General features: G+C 36.1%; 19 protein-coding genes and 1 pseudogene. 10 read left to right on the top strand and 10 right to left on the bottom strand.

What is annotated here, in order from left to right; all coding sequences use genetic code 11:
* The first annotated feature begins 228 nt into the window (after positions 1-228).
* The 6 genes and pseudogenes from B0E34_RS11145 to B0E34_RS11120 all read left to right on the top strand — a co-directional run bounded on the left by B0E34_RS11145 (position 229) and on the right by B0E34_RS11120 (position 4,595).
* A complete protein-coding gene (locus B0E34_RS11145; RefSeq protein ID WP_087709473.1) occupies positions 229-825 on the top strand; it encodes a 1-acyl-sn-glycerol-3-phosphate acyltransferase in 597 nt (198 codons plus the stop codon).
* A gap of 80 nt (positions 826-905) precedes the next feature.
* Positions 906-1,340, top strand: coding sequence for a PaaI family thioesterase (locus tag B0E34_RS11140; RefSeq protein ID WP_076392328.1), 435 nt, complete (start codon positions 906-908; stop codon positions 1,338-1,340).
* 237 nt (positions 1,341-1,577) lie between these two features.
* The gene (locus tag B0E34_RS11135) at positions 1,578-2,693 is read left to right on the top strand and encodes an RNA polymerase sigma factor (protein ID WP_087709471.1); all 1,116 of its coding nucleotides are present in this window, start codon (positions 1,578-1,580) and stop codon (positions 2,691-2,693) included.
* A gap of 15 nt (positions 2,694-2,708) precedes the next feature.
* On the top strand, positions 2,709-3,119 hold the full coding sequence (locus tag B0E34_RS11130) for a hypothetical protein (RefSeq protein ID WP_087709469.1): 411 nt from the start codon (positions 2,709-2,711) through the stop codon (positions 3,117-3,119).
* A 27-nt stretch (positions 3,120-3,146) separates the two neighbouring features.
* Positions 3,147-3,602, top strand: a pseudogene (locus B0E34_RS11125) (hypothetical protein); the annotation flags it as partial.
* Positions 3,603-3,623: 21 nt separating this feature from the next.
* On the top strand, positions 3,624-4,595 hold the full coding sequence (locus B0E34_RS11120; protein ID WP_087709465.1) for a chorismate-binding protein: 972 nt from the start codon (positions 3,624-3,626) through the stop codon (positions 4,593-4,595).
* A 347-nt stretch (positions 4,596-4,942) separates the two neighbouring features.
* Here B0E34_RS11120 and B0E34_RS11115 read toward each other — a convergent pair whose 3' ends face one another.
* From B0E34_RS11115 to B0E34_RS11070, 10 genes are all read right to left on the bottom strand, one after another.
* On the bottom strand, positions 4,943-5,137 hold the full coding sequence (locus B0E34_RS11115; RefSeq protein ID WP_076392320.1) for a hypothetical protein: 195 nt from the start codon (positions 5,135-5,137) through the stop codon (positions 4,943-4,945).
* Positions 5,138-5,142: 5 nt separating this feature from the next.
* Positions 5,143-5,745, bottom strand: coding sequence for a MarC family protein (locus B0E34_RS11110; protein ID WP_087709463.1), 603 nt, complete (start codon positions 5,743-5,745; stop codon positions 5,143-5,145).
* Positions 5,746-5,789: 44 nt separating this feature from the next.
* On the bottom strand, positions 5,790-7,529 hold the full coding sequence (locus B0E34_RS11105) for a BatD family protein (protein ID WP_087709461.1): 1,740 nt from the start codon (positions 7,527-7,529) through the stop codon (positions 5,790-5,792).
* The gene (locus B0E34_RS11100) at positions 7,529-8,266 is read right to left on the bottom strand and encodes a tetratricopeptide repeat protein (RefSeq protein ID WP_076392314.1); all 738 of its coding nucleotides are present in this window, start codon (positions 8,264-8,266) and stop codon (positions 7,529-7,531) included. Before B0E34_RS11100 ends, B0E34_RS11105 begins: the two co-directional genes overlap by 1 nt.
* 100 nt (positions 8,267-8,366) lie before the next feature.
* Positions 8,367-9,374 carry a vWA domain-containing protein gene (locus tag B0E34_RS11095; RefSeq protein WP_087709459.1) on the bottom strand — a complete coding sequence of 336 codons (1,008 nt, stop codon included), beginning with the start codon at positions 9,372-9,374 and terminating at the stop codon, positions 8,367-8,369.
* Positions 9,374-10,366: a vWA domain-containing protein gene (locus tag B0E34_RS11090; RefSeq protein ID WP_087709457.1), complete on the bottom strand. Its 993-nt coding sequence runs from the start codon at positions 10,364-10,366 to the stop codon at positions 9,374-9,376. Before B0E34_RS11090 ends, B0E34_RS11095 begins: the two co-directional genes overlap by 1 nt.
* Positions 10,359-11,255 (bottom strand): BatD family protein, encoded by an 897-nt coding sequence (locus B0E34_RS11085; RefSeq protein ID WP_442547406.1) that lies wholly within the window; start codon positions 11,253-11,255, stop codon positions 10,359-10,361. Before B0E34_RS11085 ends, B0E34_RS11090 begins: the two co-directional genes overlap by 8 nt.
* 109 nt (positions 11,256-11,364) lie before the next feature.
* Positions 11,365-12,228 (bottom strand): DUF58 domain-containing protein, encoded by an 864-nt coding sequence (locus tag B0E34_RS11080; RefSeq protein ID WP_087709453.1) that lies wholly within the window; start codon positions 12,226-12,228, stop codon positions 11,365-11,367.
* 86 nt (positions 12,229-12,314) lie between these two features.
* A complete protein-coding gene (locus B0E34_RS11075; protein WP_087709451.1) occupies positions 12,315-12,770 on the bottom strand; it encodes a GNAT family N-acetyltransferase in 456 nt (151 codons plus the stop codon).
* The gene (locus tag B0E34_RS11070; protein ID WP_076392594.1) at positions 12,770-13,774 is read right to left on the bottom strand and encodes an AAA family ATPase; all 1,005 of its coding nucleotides are present in this window, start codon (positions 13,772-13,774) and stop codon (positions 12,770-12,772) included. Before B0E34_RS11070 ends, B0E34_RS11075 begins: the two co-directional genes overlap by 1 nt.
* A gap of 251 nt (positions 13,775-14,025) precedes the next feature.
* Between B0E34_RS11070 and B0E34_RS11065 the strand changes: the two genes are divergently transcribed.
* The 4 genes from B0E34_RS11065 (at position 14,026) to B0E34_RS11050 (ending at position 16,870) form a co-directional block, all read left to right on the top strand.
* Positions 14,026-14,496, top strand: a complete 471-nt coding sequence (locus B0E34_RS11065; protein ID WP_076392302.1) for a DinB family protein — start codon at positions 14,026-14,028, stop codon at positions 14,494-14,496.
* 34 nt (positions 14,497-14,530) lie between these two features.
* Entirely contained in the window at positions 14,531-14,923 is a 393-nt protein-coding gene (locus tag B0E34_RS11060) for a four helix bundle protein (protein WP_087709449.1), read from the top strand.
* 125 nt (positions 14,924-15,048) lie between these two features.
* Positions 15,049-15,792: a 23S rRNA (guanosine(2251)-2'-O)-methyltransferase RlmB gene (rlmB, locus tag B0E34_RS11055; RefSeq protein ID WP_076392298.1), complete on the top strand. Its 744-nt coding sequence runs from the start codon at positions 15,049-15,051 to the stop codon at positions 15,790-15,792.
* A gap of 25 nt (positions 15,793-15,817) precedes the next feature.
* A complete protein-coding gene (locus B0E34_RS11050; protein ID WP_087709447.1) occupies positions 15,818-16,870 on the top strand; it encodes a DUF6263 family protein in 1,053 nt (350 codons plus the stop codon).
* The last annotated feature ends 48 nt before the right edge of the window (positions 16,871-16,918 follow it).

Below are 16,918 nucleotides of genomic sequence, written 5' to 3'. Positions count from 1 at the left end.
ATAAAGATTTTGTTCGCTGTTTCAATAAAAATCTTTACATTTGTGTAGTAAAAAATTAAAACCAAAACACTCAATAAAAATTCAATAATCATGGTACAACTGGCACTAGAAATTGTAATGAAAATTGTTGATTTAATCAGCAGTCTGTTTTAAGAGCGATAATATTTCAATATATTTGTAAAGTATAACCACTTTGGTTATACTTTTTTGTTTTTAATCTAAAACTATATGAGAAAGCTGATCGGCAAACTGCTGCTAAAATTAATGGGCTGGAAAGTCGTTCTTCAGGGCGACGAAAACGTTCTGAACAGATGTATTCTTGTAGTCGCGCCACACACGCACAACATGGAATATATTTTAGGAAATCTTTCCTACTGGTCTCTGAAAAAACCATTAAAAATCATCATCAAAGATGCACATACCAAAGCTTGGTACGGAAGCGTTGTAAAAGGTCTGGGCGGAATCGGGATCGACAGAAGCCAGAAGAATGATCTGGTGAATTTCGTAGCCAAACAGTTTGAAAAAGACGATTTTAGTCTGGTCATCACTCCCGAAGGAACAAGAAGCTGGGTTCCGAAATGGAGAAAAGGTTTTTATCACATGGCTTTAGCGGCTAAAGTTCCTATCGTTCTCGCGGCCGGAGATTTTAAAAGAAAAATCATTTATCTTGGCTATACCATTCCCTACGAAAGAATTGCATCTGCACCGTTTACAGAAATTATGCAGGAAATTCAGGATTACTATGTAAAAAATGATATTGTTCCTAAAATCCCGGAAAACTGGAACCCGAATATCATGGGGAATGATACTCAGGCTGGAAGTTAGAAGATGGAGGCTAGAAGCTAGAAGTTAGAAGCTATCAAAATTACTCATTACCAATTACTTATTATTCATTATTAAAAAATATGTTCATAAAAGATAAAAGCAAGGAAGAAATATTAGAATTCATCAACAACTGGGGCGGAGAAACGTTTGCAAAAACTCTGGATATCAAATTCACGGATATTGATGTTGACAATGAAACATTAACGGCAACCATGCCTGTTTCACCAAAAATTCATCAGCCTTTCGGAATTATGCACGGTGGCGCAAGCTGTGTTTTAGCAGAAACCATGGGTTCAAGCCTGTCTAATATTTTTATTGATGGTACAAAATATTTCGGAGTGGGAACCAACATCAATTCCAACCATTTAAGAAGCAAAAAAGACGGAATCGTAACAGCCGTTGCAAGATTTATCCGAAAAGGAAAAACGATGCATGTTTCAGAAATTGAGATCCGCGATGAAAAAGGTCAGCTCATCAATCATACCACGATGACGAACAATATCATCAACCGATAAGATTTAATTTTCACTAAAAAATACCAAGCTCAAAAAAAATTTGAGCTTTTTTTATTTTCCTGCTGCAACCTTTTATTTTCTCTGCATCTTATAAGAAAATAATAACCATGAAAACTTTAAATTTATTTTTTATCGGCACTGTTCATTTATATAAAGATTTAACTTTATCTTGAAAAGGTCAAAATTTTAATAAAACTTCCGGTAAATAAAAACCTACTATTTGCCGCGAATTAAATTATGAAGCAAAACAGCAACTTCAACTGGCAGAAAATCTATCTCGATTATTCCCCGAAACTTCTGGGAATATGCAGAAGATATATTGATGATATTTACACGGCAGAAGACATCGTGCAGGACAGCTTTATTACCGCAATCCAGAAAAACGATCAGTTGAATGACGAAAAGGCTCTCTTTGCCTGGCTGAAAAAAATTGTGGTAAATAATGCACTGCAACACATCCGCAAACACAGCAAAGATACTTTTGTAACTACAGAACCTTCGGAAATCCCAGATACCTATTCAGAAATGGACCATCATTTATTAGAAGAGAAAAATGTATTCGTTTACGACTTTACCAGTGAAGAACTGCTGTCTTCCATCGACAGTCTTCCATCCCATCATAAATCCGTTTTCAATCTGTATTTTATTGAAAATCATTCTCATGCAGAAATTTCCGGTTTATTGGGAATTACCATAAACACCTCAAAATCTCACCTTTTGAGAGCGAAAAAAGCGGTTCAGAATTATCTGATGAAGAATTTTGTCAATCAAAATACTCCGAAGAAAAAAATGGCTCAACTGCTTGTTATTTTCGGACTTGGCGGATTGCTTTGGGCGCAGACATTCAAAAGCAAATTTGCTGATTTTACCATTCCGCCATCAAAAAAATTGCAGATTCCTTCCGATCTTAAAATTGATAATGTTGCATTTTCATCATCCGGTAAAAGCCTGAAAAAGAAAATAATAATTGGAGGAACGTTTTTAATCATCATCGTTCTGTCCGTTTTTTTTATAAATCCGAAAAATTCGTTTTTCACAACCGATCATGATTCAGTTTCATCAACTTTTAAAAACAAAGGTGAAATAAAAAATAAAGAGATTAAAGAATATTTAGAAACTATCAATTTCGATAAAAAAGAAAAATCAGACAATGATGCTGTAAATCAGTCAGCAACAAATATAATTGAAGAGAAAAACACTTCAAAAACAAAAATAAATGACGATGAAACAGGATTGAAAAGCAGACCGGTTTTAAAAAAAACGGCTGCAAACGACACCATTGAAGAAACTCAGCAGAAAATAATTGTCGTTAAAAAAATCATTAAAAGAGACACCGTATTTATTGAAAAATAAATTGAAAAGCAGAATATGTCCTTCCAAAAAATAATACTTCTTTTTCTCATCGCCTGTGTTAACTTTTCGTTTGCACAGAAAATCAGGAAAAAGAAAATTGATACGGTTTACGTCTACGAAAAAGTAGTCGTTTATGATACCGTATATCTTATGAAGCCTTTAAAATTCAGGTTGAATGATGTTGTGATGAAAACACCAACCGTTCAGGAAACGAAATTTGTTACGGATGCTTACAAACAGGAAATCGACAAACAGAGGGCTTCAAGAAGAGCAAGATTGCGAAAACCGGCGACCTTTCAGTACGGAATTGAAGGTGGATTTGGCATAAAAAGTGCAAACTGGTCTTTAGAAAATAAACCACAGTTCGGGGAAAATCTCGGAATCTGGGCTTCCAAAAGTTTCTTTGATTCTCAGTTTTTAGTATGAGTTTCAGCAAATGCGTATCATTGGAATTCATCCTTCGATCTCGATGCCAACAAAGAAGACACCTTTCTGAACGGATATTATTTTACCGAAGATAATCAGCCGCTTCAATTTCAGAAGTTTAATAATGAACATTTTGAGTTTGCACTTCAGCTTAAACTGATGTATAACTGGAAAAACTTCCGTCCGTTTGCAGGAATTTTGCTAAATAATCAGACTTATAAAATGCAGTTTCTGACTCCTGAAAATGACGCTTTAACCAAACTGGAAGATTTTAAAAGCACACAGACCAATCTCGGATTTTCTTTGGGGCTTCAGTACAGATTGCTGCGACGTTTCATCATTTCTGCGGAATATCAGCATTACAGCATCAAAAATATTTCCTTAAAAAACCCTGACTTTGATTTTGAGATTTTTAAGACTAATAATACCTTTGCAGAAAGAAAAATCAATGTTGGAATTTCTTATATTATTTCCCGACTCTGATTTTCTAAAAAGCTTCAAACAATGATTTATTTCAAATTTCCATTCGACGAAAAACTGTATTCCACAGATGAAAATTCCGGCGAAAACCCTATCAGTTTTTATTCTTTTGATGGATTGGAACGATTGGATTTTGGAGGAAAAATTATTGAATTAAATCCTGAAAATTTTAATCAGACAGCAATTTCAAGTGAGATTTTACCTGAAGACAAAAGCGGATTTGTTGCCGAAACAAAGGAAGAATATTTAAAAAATCTTGAAAAAGTAATTGAGGTTATCAAAGAACATCAACTTCCGAAACTGGTCTATTCAAGAAGAAAAATTTTTACCGATTTTAAAGAAATTGATTTAAAAGAGAGCTTTAATCATCTTTGTCAATCCTATCCGAATGCATTCAGATATATTTTTATCGATGACGAAAATTCATGGATGGGTGCTTTTTCAGAAGTTTTAGGAAAATTCAGTAAAAGAACGCACGAATTTGAAACGATGAGTCTCGCAGGAACACTTCCTGTTTCTGAGAACTGGTCGGGAAAGGAAATAGAGGAACAAAAACCTGTAACATCATACATCAGAAATATTTTAAATCAGTATTCTGAAAACGTAACGGAATCTGAAACCTACGATCATATTTCGGGAAACATCAAGCATCTTCGAACCGATTTTAAAGCCCGAATTAAGCCTGAAAACTTAGATCAGATTATTCAGGAATTACATCCCACTCCTGCTGTTTGCGGAATTCCGAAAGATTTTTGTAAAGAAGAAATTCAGAAGATTGAAAAATTTCCGCGCGAACTGTACGCAGGATATATTAAAATTGAGACTGATGAAACGGTACAGTATTTTGTTAATCTTCGCTGTTCAAAACTGTATAAAAATACGGTTTATTTATTTGTAGGTGGCGGAATTACCGCACAAAGCAATCCCGAAAAAGAATGGACAGAAACTGAACTGAAATCTGAAGCTGTTCTAAAAAATCTGGCGATTTTAAAATAATAAACTTCTTTAATTTTTTTTGACCGAAAAAGAGGCAAAAGATTCAAGATTTTGTCTAAAGTAAAATTTTAGAAAACTCTATGGAGTTTTATCTGTGTAGAAATCATATTGAATAGACGTTCGGCGTTCCGTAGGAACGCTATCTTTATAAAATGTATCGTATCATAGATATCAATCCTACGGATTGATTAATAGATATATTCTTATTTCTACACAGATTCTGCTCCTAAAGGAGCAAGACTCTTTACTTTAGAGTTTTATTATTTGAGAGTTAAAATGCAATAAGAAGCAGAAATAAAAAAGCCTCTTTCAGTCTGAAAGAGGCTTTATATAAGATTGTAATTCAATTATTTTCTTACTCCAATTTTGCTCCATGTATTCATTACAAAAAGCAAAATAAGACCTATTGCCGCTGAAGCTATTGAGAAAACAAACTTCAGGTTATCCTCAGACAAAATATCAGATTGCCAGTCTAAAGCATAAAGATTAATTGCGATAAACACGATGAACAGTACCAAAAATACTTTATAAAACTTCTGCATAACTCTTAAAAATTAATGTAATTCTGCACCAACTGCGCAAAATTCGCGGTGAATAATTTAATTGAAATCGCCAACAGGATAATTCCGAAAACTTTCTGTAAAATAGCGAGTGTCGCATCGCCCATTTTCTTCTCCAGCCACGTTGCAGATTTCAGCACCAAATATACGAAAATTGTGTTGAGAATAATTCCAAAAATAATGTTAATATCATGAAACTCGGCTTTCAGAGACAGTGTAGTTGTTAGAGTTCCGGCTCCTGCAACCAGCGGAAATGCAATGGGAACGATGGATGCAGCCTTTGCTTCAGACGTTTTGTTGATCTCAATTCCAAGAATCATTTCCAAGGCTATGATAAAAATCACAAAAGCTCCCGCAATGGCGAACGAATTAACATCAACACCAATAAATTTCAGAATTTTGTTTCCCACGAAAAGGAAAACAAGCATAATCGCTCCTGCGGTAATCGTTGCTTTTTCAGCTTCTATCTGTCCGAATTTCTGCTGTAAACTTACCACAATCGGGATAGAACCGATGATATCAATTACTGCGAAAAGAACCATAAAACAGGTAACAATCTCTTTAATCGAAAAATCATTAAATATTTCCATTTCCTTGCAATTAATAATTTCGCAAAAATATGAAAATAAATTAATTATTTGCTAATCTTAGAATACAAATTAACGATTGCTGATAAAAGTTCGTCCATTCCTTCGGAAGATTTTATCGGGGCATACTTTTCAACCTGCACTCTCTGAATAAGATTCCTGTATTCTTCGGCAATTGCTGAACCTTTTTCTTTTTCCAGCAACTCAGCGAAATGATCAGCCGGATTTACAGAATATTGGCTTTTAACTTCCTCATCAAGCTCATCGAAGGTTTGAAAAAACTTTTGATAATCTTCATTATCCTTAAGATTTTCCAAATATCCGAAATAGTCGTTGATATCTGTTTTAAACTTTTCACGGATTTCATTTTCTGTCTCAGCAACAGAACCTAAAGCCATCGGAGTCTTCGTTTCTTTAGATAATTTATTCTCTTTCTGCCACGTTTTAAACAGAAGATATATCCCGAATAAGGAAAGCAAAATAGCAATATTGATAAAAAGAACATTCCAGTGAAATTTCTTTTTCTCTTTTACTTTAAATGAAGTGGTCTTTAAAACCGGCGTATTTACCGTTTCTAAAAAAGTATTGGTATACTCATTCACTTTCTCAACCGCAGTGCGGGATTCAAGGATCTGATCATGAGAAAAAGCATTTACTGCTAAAGACTGTTCTCCAAGATCTACATACTCCTTGTTCGAAGGATCAAAAAATGCGAAATGCTCTGTTTTAATCGTAATTTCTCCTGCTTTTTTAGGAATCACAAGATAATTTGCCAAAACCTCCCCTTTCATTCCTTCTGTTCCCACCGTGACACGTGAAGTAATTTTGGGTGCAAAAAATTCATAATCCGGAGACTCCGCAATTTTGGGAAGCTCCATGCTTTTAAGATTCCCTTCTCCGCTTACTTTTATAAGAACATTCATTGGTTTTTTAACCTCAACTTTTTCTTTTGAAGTATTGGCAACCGTTACATTGAAGTTTCCTACCGCATTTTTAAAGCATTCCGGAGAACCTTCAGGAAGTTTTTTAACGTTAATTTTTACTTTATTGGAAACGAGTTTGTTTTTGTGCGCGTAGGAATTCAGCGAAGCCGAAACTCCCGGAATATCTACATAACCGGCTTCATTCGGGAAAACCATGAATACAGCCAGAATCTGCGACGCCATATTTCCTGCGTCAGAAGGATCAATCTCAGATTTTGTAAAGCTTACCGGAAAAACATCCAGATTGTCCTGTTCGGGAAGATGAATATTTCTTACCCTTCTGAAGTTATCCATGTTTTTTGAATAGACTTTCAGAACGGCAATGGTAGGCTGATCCTGATACACTTCACGGTCGTCAATCTCCATATTGAGATAAACATCTTTTGAAGCATTGTTTGCAGCCACCGGTTTCTTTTCTACATCTTTTATAAAAATGTCAAAAGGTTCCGTCTTATAAATTTTATTGTTGATGGTAATCAGGAAAGATCCGATCTTTACTTTTCCTTTCTGTTTGGGCTCAAGAGCAAGTCTTGTAATGGTTTGGGAAACCGCAACGTTACTTTCAGGATCTATAAATCCATTGCTCAGTGAGCCTGTTCCGATAAGATTGAATTTGGAAAAATCAGGAAGACGAAGTTTTGTCTGCTGATTGTATTCAGCCCCTTCTACCTCAAGAACAATGCTGAGATTTACAATTTCTTTGGAGCTGTAAGTCGTTTTATCCGGAGTTACAGAAAGATTTACCTGCCCGTAAGAAATTACGGAAGACATCAAGAGTAATATGTAGATAATTCTGTTCTGCATCACCAATCTTTCTCGTTGCTCTCGGGCATCGAATAAGAATTTTTATTTAAAATTCTTCTGGCGGTTTCTTTTTCCTTGTCGCTTACTTTGTTGAGTATTTGATTTTCGAGACCTTTAGGGATTTTGCCTTCATTATTCTGGTTCCGGTTGGGATCATTTCCCTGTCCGTCTCCTTTATTCTGCTGACCTTGTCCCTGATCCTGCTTTTGATCTTTTCCTTTTTGATCATCATTTTGCTGTTGGTCTTTACCACCGCCTCCTTTACCGGAGTTATTTTGCTGTTGTTTTTTCTGTTGGTTTTCCTTATCCTTCAGCTTGGCAATTTCGTAATTTTTTCTTGTTACTTCGCTGTACGGATTTTGCTTCAGGGACTGTCTGTAAAATTCTGCCGCTTTTTCCGGCTTGTTCATCTGCATATAGGTGTTCCCCAAATTATGAAGAGCGGCTGCTTTATCCGGAAGCGTCTGAGAAAGTTTCTGAGCCGTTTCAAATTCTGCTTTTGCCTCTTCGTATTTTTTGCTTTTATATAATGCGTTTCCTAAATTGTAGTGCGCCGTAAAATCTTTACTGTTGGTTCTTATCGCTTCCAGATACTTTACAGACGCTCCATCATAATCTTTACCGTTGAATTTTTCATTGCCTTCATAGACTAAAGTCCTGTAGTTTTTCTGCCCGAAAAGATTTCCCGGAAAGATGAAAGCAATTATAAACGATAAAAAAATGATTTTAGTATTCATTATGTGCAAAATTATTCCTTTAAATGTTAATAAACAGTGTCTTATTTGTTAAAATTGGGTTAAAGTAATGGTCTGATTTTGAGACAATGTATCCGGATTCTTATAAATTAAAATCTCTTTTAGGATTAAATAAATAAATCAGAAAGAAAAAAAACAGAGAAACTGCCAGAAAATACTGGTAATAATGATTGGCATTTTGTGATTTCACCATCGTTTCAGATGAACCGGTTTTCTTTCTTAATGCGTCTAAAATTCTGTCCGGTGCTTCGTTGATATTATTTCCGTCGATGTAACTTCCTCCAGTTGCATCAGCCATTTTTTTAAGTGCTTCCGTCTGTCTTTTCGAAATAACGGTCTGTCCGTTGATGTCACTTTTATACCCCATTAACTGTCCGAAAACATATTCCGGAACCGGAGCTCCCTCTTCTGTTCCTATTCCGACGGACGTAATCATTATTCCCTCTTTTTTAGCCAGTCGTATTGCTGCTTCGTCATTTCCTTCGTTGTCTTCACCATCACTCAGCAAAACAACTTTTCTTCCGTCTTTGCTTACATTTTTAAATTTTTCGGCAGCAATTTTCATCCCGTTCAGAAAATCTGTCCCCTGAATCTGCATGGAGTTTGTTTCGATTCCGCTGATGTAGGTTTCTGCCGAACTGTAATCTGTGGTTAAAGGCATTATGGAGGTTGCCTGTCCTGCAAAAATCACCATCCCCACTTTATCACTTTTCATCTTCTGCATCGTCTGAAGCATCAGATTTTTTGCTTCCGTTAAACGGCTCGGACTGATATCTTCCGCATTCATCGAGTTGGAAACATCCAGCATAAAAATGACATTATTTAATTTCTGACTGGTTTTAATTTCTTCTGAACCGCTTAACAAATCGATAATCGAAAATATTAAAAACAATGTTCCGAAAAGATACAGAGCCGGAAAAAACTTGGTAAAACCGGATTTTTTCTCGAATAACTGCTCATGAAACTGGCTGTCTGCAAAAATTTCTCTTTTCTTTTTTTTCCATTTCAGAAAACGGATCAAAAAGGAAGCTAACAGCGGCAAAAGCAACAGCAATAATAAAAACCAATAATTTCCTAAATACCAATCCATTAACTTAAAATTTTATAAAACACCCATCTCAGTAAAGCGTCTAAAAACAGCATTCCCAAAGCAATCCACAGGAAAATTTTAAAATATTCCTGATAATTGAAAAGTTTGGCAACTTTTACATCAGATTTTTCCAGTTGGTTAATTTCGTCATACACCTCTTCAAGACTTGTATTTGATGTGGCTCTGAAATATTTTCCGCCCGTCATTTGTGCGACTTCTTTTAAAACAGGCTCATCAATTTTCACTTCGGTTTCCGTAAAAACAAGATCTCCGAAAATATCGGTCTGTGTAGGCATTAAAGCATATCCGTTCGTTCCGATTCCGATGGAATATACTTTAATTCCGTTATTTTTAGCCAGTTCCGCAGCAATTGCAGGAGGCATTGCATTTTCAATGGTATTCACACCATCCGTCATCAGAATGATGATTTTACTTTTCGCCTTGCTGTTTTTCAAATGGTTAACCGCAACGGAAAGTCCTTCTCCGATGGCTGTTCCCGGCTGTAATTCCAGAGGATTCAGATTGTTCAGTTCATCCACAACAACCTGATGATCGGACGTTACCGGAACTTTGGTAAATGCTTCGCCGGAATAGGCAACCAGACCAATTCTGTCATTCGGTCTTTTATTAACGAATTTAATCGCAATATCTTTTAAAGCCGTTAAACGGTCGGGCGTTAAATCTTTTGCCAGCATACTCAGGGAAACATCCACAGAAAGCATAATATCGATTCCTTTGGTGTCGTCTCTGTCCTGAGAAACCGTAAAAGTTCTCGGTCTTGCCATGGCAATTATGAGTGCAGAAAGAATAATATACTTCGAAATTCGCAGGATAAACATAATGAAATGAATTCCACCGCTTTCCCCCATATTTTTTACCGTAGGAACTTTTATTCCTTTTCTTTTCTGTCGGCTTGCATCCCTGAATAACAAAGGGATAAACAGCGCGAAAAGCAACAGAAACCACGGACTGTAAAATTCAAAATCAGGCATCCTTTCTCAAGTTTTCAAATTCAAGATCTTTTGAGGATCTTTTTACAAAATCTCTGATGTCGGCAAAATCTTTTTCCATGGTTGCCTGATCCGGGAATGTTTTCGCAAATTTCACCAGATCGCCTCTTAAAAATACGTCTTCCACTATTTTTTCATTTTCCTGAGAAATGGTATTGTTCTTCTTCATCACATCAATAAGGTCATCCGTTAGTAAAACATCTGCCGGAACGCGGTATTGTTTTGCGATGAATTTTCGGGAAATATCAATCAATTCAACATAAAATGAACGGTAATTTCCACTTTCCACATATTTTTTCTTTTTGAGAGAATCCAGTTCCTTCAAGGTCTGATTTGTGGCGACAACCTGCGAATCTTTTGGTTTTCGTCCGAATTTAATGAACATGATGACCGCAATGATGAGACAGATGACCGCAATGGCGGCTAATATGTAAAATTTATACAGTTCCCAGTAATCGGTAACTTCAAGTTTTACTTCTTTGTTGTTCATAATGTCATTAATCTGGTCTGTTTTCTGAGCCGTATTAATGACATCAATTTCGTAAGGAATTGTTTTCAGAACTTTTCCGTTGACTTTGAATTCCAGTTCGGGAATGGTAAATTTTCCTTCATCAAAAACAGCAAATTCAATTCTTCTGTAATAAACATCCTGGGTCTGCGCGATACTGTCTTTAATTTCTTCAAAATGAAAAGGCAGCAACTCATTTTCGCGAGCTGCAGAAACTTTTTCATTGTTCAGGTTATTAATGGTGATCACGATGTGGTTCACTTCTCCCAAAGCAATGGTTTTCTTCTCAACACTGGAAGAAAGGATCTGTGAAAACGCATTTGCACAGATTAAAAAACAAAATATAAATAATAGTTTTTTCAATTTTATTATTAAATTTTAACGTCGTTTTTGTCATTCTGACGAAGGAAGAATCTGTATTAAAAAAGATTGCTTCGTCGTTCCTCCTCGCAATGACAAAAAATGTCTATTTTTATTTCTTCTGAAAATAATTATACAGCAATCTCGAATAATCCGAACCTGTACTAATATTCATAAAACTCGCCGAACTGTTGGCAAAATCTTCTTCTAAAGATTTCAGCTTCTGCTTTTTGGCTTCGGCAAAATTGTATCTCCATCTTGCACTTGAGGTATTTACCCAAATTTGCTTTCCGGTTTCTGCATCATATAATAAGGTATATCCCACATCCGGAATTTCATTGTCTTTTTCATCATAAATTCTCATTCCCAACAACTGATGTTTTTTGGAAGCCACTCTCAGCATTTTAGAGTCATATTCATCTTCAAAATCCGAAAACAGGAAGACCAGAGATTTCCGTTTGAAAATTCCCATCATGTATTCCATCGCTTTATCCATTTTTGAAATGGCAGGAATATAATCTGCGGTTAAAATGGTACTGATAATTGACAAAATATGTTTTCTTCCTTTCTGTGGCGGAATTACTTTGTATACTTTATCCGCAAACAGAATTAAACCTACCTTATCATTATTTCCGGCTGCTGAAAAACCCAGACTTGCTGCAATTTCGGCAACGTATTCTCTTTTCAATTGATTTTTGGTTCCGTAATCCATCGAAGCGGAAATATCCACAACCAACATCATCGTCAGTTCGCGCTCCTCCTCCATTACTTTTACGAAAGGTTCGCGGAAACGTGCCGTTTTGTTCCAGTCGATCCTGCGGATTTCATCTCCAAACTGATAGGGACGAACTTCCGAAAACGTCATTCCCTGTCCTTTAAAAGCACTGTGATATTGCCCCATTAAAGTAGCTTCCGTCTTCTTTCGGGTCCGGATTTCTATCTGCTTTACTTTTTTTACAATATCTTTTATCTGCATTTTCTATGTTTGAGAGTGTTAGTGTATGAGAGTTTCTTGTGACTTTTTAAAACTTCCATCATCTTGCCTCCAGCTTCCATCCTATTTTATTTAAACTCAATCGAAACATTAAACCATTCGTCATCAAATTTCGGGCTGTATTTTTTGTAGAAATTAATCGCTGGTTCATTCCAGTTGAGCACCTGAAAAACCATTCCGCTGTATTGGTTAGATTTTCCGTATTCCATGGTGGCTTCAAATAATTTCTTGCCGATCTGTTTTCCTCTCAGATTTTCCGTCACCACAAGATCTTCCAAATACAATCTTCTTCCCTTCCAGGTCGAATATCTGTCGTAATACAAAGAGATCCCGACAATTTTTCCATTAAATTCTGCTACAAAAGCACCCCAAACAGGAGATTTTCCGAATCCGTCTTCAATAAACTGATCTAAAGTTAAGGTAACTTCATGCAAAGCCTTTTCATAATCCGCCAGTTCTTTAATTAATTCCAGCATCGGTTCACAATCTTCCTGAGCTGCCTTTCTAATAACTACCTCACTCATTACGGAGCCTGAATTTTTGCTAAGATTCTATTGATGATCTCTTCTGAAGAAATTTCCTCCGCTTCAGCCTCGAAAGTTAATCCGATTCTGTGTCTCAGAACATCTTTTGCCAGTGATTTTACATCTTCCGGAATTACAAATGCCCTTCCTTTTAAGAATGCATATGCTCTTGAAGCAATGGCAAGGTTGATTGATGCTCTCGGAGAAGCCCCGAAACTGATATAATTTTTAAGTTCAGACAGTCCGTAATCTTCAGGGAAACGGGTGGCAAAAACCATGTCCAGAATATATTTTTCAATCTTTTCATCAAGATAGATCTGATTGATCAATTCTTTCGCCGCAACAATATGTTCAAGCGAAATCACAGGTTTTACAGTTGGCTGATGTGAAGTGGAAACCATTCTCATAACGGTTCTTTCGTCTTCCAGTTTTGGATAATCAATTGTGCATTTCAGCATGAAACGGTCGCTTTGTGCTTCCGGTAAAAGATAAGTACCTTCCTGATCGATCGGGTTTTGCGTTGCCAATACCAAAAACGGTTTTGGAAGTTTCATGGTTTCGTCTCCGATGGTCACCTGCTTTTCCTGCATCACCTCCAAAAGAGCCGACTGTACTTTTGCTGGTGCACGGTTGATCTCATCCGCCAAAACGAAATTCGCGAAAACAGGCCCTTTTTTTATGGAGAAATCATTGTCTTTTACATTGTAGATCATTGTTCCCACAACATCCGCAGGAAGAAGATCCGGCGTAAACTGAATTCTGGAAAACTCTCCGTGAACCGCTTCAGCCAGAGTTTTTATCGCCAGAGTTTTTGCCAGTCCCGGAACACCTTCCAAAAGAACGTGACCGTTACCTAAAAGACCGATCAGAAGACGGTCTATCATATATTCCTGTCCAATAATAACCTTGTTGATTTCCTGTCTCAAAAGAGAAAAAAAGTAGTTTGCTTCTTTTACCTGCTCCGTCAATTGACGAATATCTTCAGCTTGATTGATCTCTGACATATCTTGATTTAAAATAATGGGTAAATTTCCAATAAATACTTGCATTAATCAACATAAAAAATGCCATTTTTGAGTTAAAGTTTGTTAAATATTCCGGCATTGATGCAGGATCCTGAATAGATGAAGGCTTAAAACTCAATACAATCAATATTATTTTTCTTAAAAATATATAAATTTTGCTTTAATCCACCGTTCAAAAATTGTCATTTCCAGTTTATTAAACTATTTTTGGAGATTAAAATTTTTGCAAAATGAATTATCATTTTCAAGCACACAGACAAGTAAGAAAAAACCTTCTGGATATTCTGCAAAACACTTCTCACGAAGATCTTTTACTGATTCCGGACGGTTTCAATAATAATCTTTACTGGAACATTGCTCATACGGTTGCTACACAGCAATTGCTGCATTATTACCTAAGCGGAAATCCTTTCAGAATTGATAAATACTGGATTGAGACCTACAAAAAAGGAACGCTTCCGAATCTGGATGTGCAGAAATCTGAAGTGGAAGATCTGGAGTTTTTACTAACCGAAACTTCAAAAATCCTGATGAAAGATTATGACAGTGATTTCTTTTCGGATTATACACCTTACACCACAAGTTTTGGGCTGGATCTGAAAAGCATTCAGGATGCCATTATTTTTAACAATATGCACGAAGGCCTGCATTATGGCTATGCTTTGGCGCAGAAGAGAGCTATTTTAGGGGAAAAATATTAGAGGTTCAAGGTTTTTAGTTTAAAGTTTAAGGTTCATGGCAACAGTAAATAGATTCGAAGATTTAGAAATTTGGAAATTATCGCGCGAATTGTGTAAAGAAATTTACGGAATTATTGAATCTACTAATCTTAAAAATAATTTTAAACTCTGCAATCAGATTGATAGTTCTTCAGGTTCAGTGATGGATAATATCGCTGAAGGTTTTGAAAGAAACGGGAACAGAGAATTTATTCAGTTTCTTTCAATAGCAAAGGCTTCTTGTGGCGAAACAAGATCCCAGTTATACCGGGTTTTTGACAGAAATTTCATCTCTGAGGAAAAATTTGAAACATTAAGAGAACAGACTGAAGTATTAAGCCGAAAAATTGGCTCATTTATTAAATATTTAAATATAACAGATTTAAAAGGAACAAAGTACAAAACATAATTGTTTCTGGTTTAAAGTTTAAAATTCTTGATGTGAACCGGATTCACTTTAAAACCGAGAACTCAAAACATTAAACTTTAAACATAGAACTTTGAACTTTGAACCTTTAACATAAAATTTATTCAATGAAAGACGATTTTATTTTCGGGCTGCGTCCCGTAATTGAAGCTATAGAAGCGGGAAAAACAATTGACAAGGTTTTTGTGCAGAATGCATTGCAGGGACCTATTTATGCTGAACTTAAAGCCATTCTGGCGAAAAATAAAATACGTCCCAATTACGTTCCGGTAGAAAAGCTGAATCGTTTTACGAGAAAAAATCATCAGGGAGTGGTTGCTTTTATTTCGGATGTTCCTTTTCATAAAGTGGAAGATGTGGTTCCTCAATTGTTTGAGGACGGAAAAACTCCTTTTTTATTGATTCTGGACAGATTAACAGACGTCAGAAACTTTGGCGCCATTTGCAGAACCGCAGAATGTGTGGGAGTAGATGCGGTGATTATTCCCGAAAAAGGAGCAGCCCCGATTAATTCCGATGCGATAAAAACTTCAGCAGGAGCTCTTTATAATGTAAAAATCTGTAAAGCACCGAATCTGGCTCATGTGGTAGATTTTCTTCAGCAAAGCGGCATTTCCGTATTTGCAGCAAGTGAAAAGGCTGAAAAATTAATTTATGATATTGATTTTACAGAACCTTGTGCAATCGTTATGGGAAATGAAGAAACAGGAATTTCCAAAGAGGTTCTTCACCATTCTGATGAAAAAATAAAACTTCCGATCGAGGGAAAAACACAGTCTTTAAATGTTTCTGTTGCGTGTGGAGCGATTTTATATGAAGCGGTGAGACAGAAATTTATGAAAGCCAATTAATTCGATTAACATTTAAAAATTTACAATGAAAAACATAGCAGCGTTAGCGCTCATCTCAACCATAGCCATTGTTTCATGCAACAAAAAAGAAACGGCAAAAATTACAAAAGTAGATCCTAAAACAGGAAAAACGATTACAGTGGAAGTTCCGGCAGATTCCATAGCAAAAGTAGAGGAAAATCCGGCGATTAAAGATTCAGCGGGAGTGTATACGCAGACTTTTAAACTGGAAAAAGGAAAAACTTATCCTTTAACAACATATCAGAGAGATACGAAAACAATGACTGATCCTCAAGGGAAAACTCTTAATGGAACGAGCGAATCTACCGACGAAATGTCTTTTACGGTGAATGATATTAAAGGGAATGTTTACGATATTACTTTAAATTTAATCGCAAAAAGAAGCTCTCAGACGGCACAGGGAAAAACAATCGTAGTGGATACGAAACTGCCGATCCCGAAAGAGGATGATCTGAAGATGATCTGGAATATCAACAGAGCATTGACCGGAAATAAGCTGAACATGAAGATGGACACCAAAGGAAATGTAATTTCGATTACAGGTTTTGATGCTATTTACACTAAAGTTGCCAATTCTGTAGGATCGCTGATTAAAGATAAAAACCAGAAAGAAAGCGTTGTTGCAAGTCTTAAGGAATCTTTTAACGAAAAAGTTCTTAGAGATCAGTTCAACAAAAACTTAACGATTATTCCTAAAAAAGGGGCGAAAATCGGAGAAAAATGGACGAACAGCGAAAATGCTGATGCACAGGGAAGAATTAAAGTGACGTCTAACTATATTCTGAAAAGTGTAGGAAACGGAGTGGCTGAAATTTCTGTAACCGGGGGGATTCCTAAGAAAGTTAATAAGGAAAATCAGGGTGATGTTACGCACAGCTTAAGCACGGAACTTACACAAAACGGAACGATTACGTTTGACCAGAATACAGGATGGATCAAAAACCAGAATATTTCTGTAAAAACGACACAGATTGAAAGTATTTCCAGAGGAAAAGAATCTCAGTCTATGACGAGTGTTTCCAATTCTTCTGTAATGGTAAATCCTTCTGCGAAATAAAGCAGATCGTTTAAAGTTGAAATGTCAAAGCGTTACAGAAGCTTTGAG

The organism is Chryseobacterium mucoviscidosis (genome assembly GCF_002177115.1).
GTDB lineage: Bacteria > Bacteroidota > Bacteroidia > Flavobacteriales > Weeksellaceae > Chryseobacterium > Chryseobacterium mucoviscidosis.
This window is presented reverse-complemented; position numbering and strand designations above follow the sequence as displayed.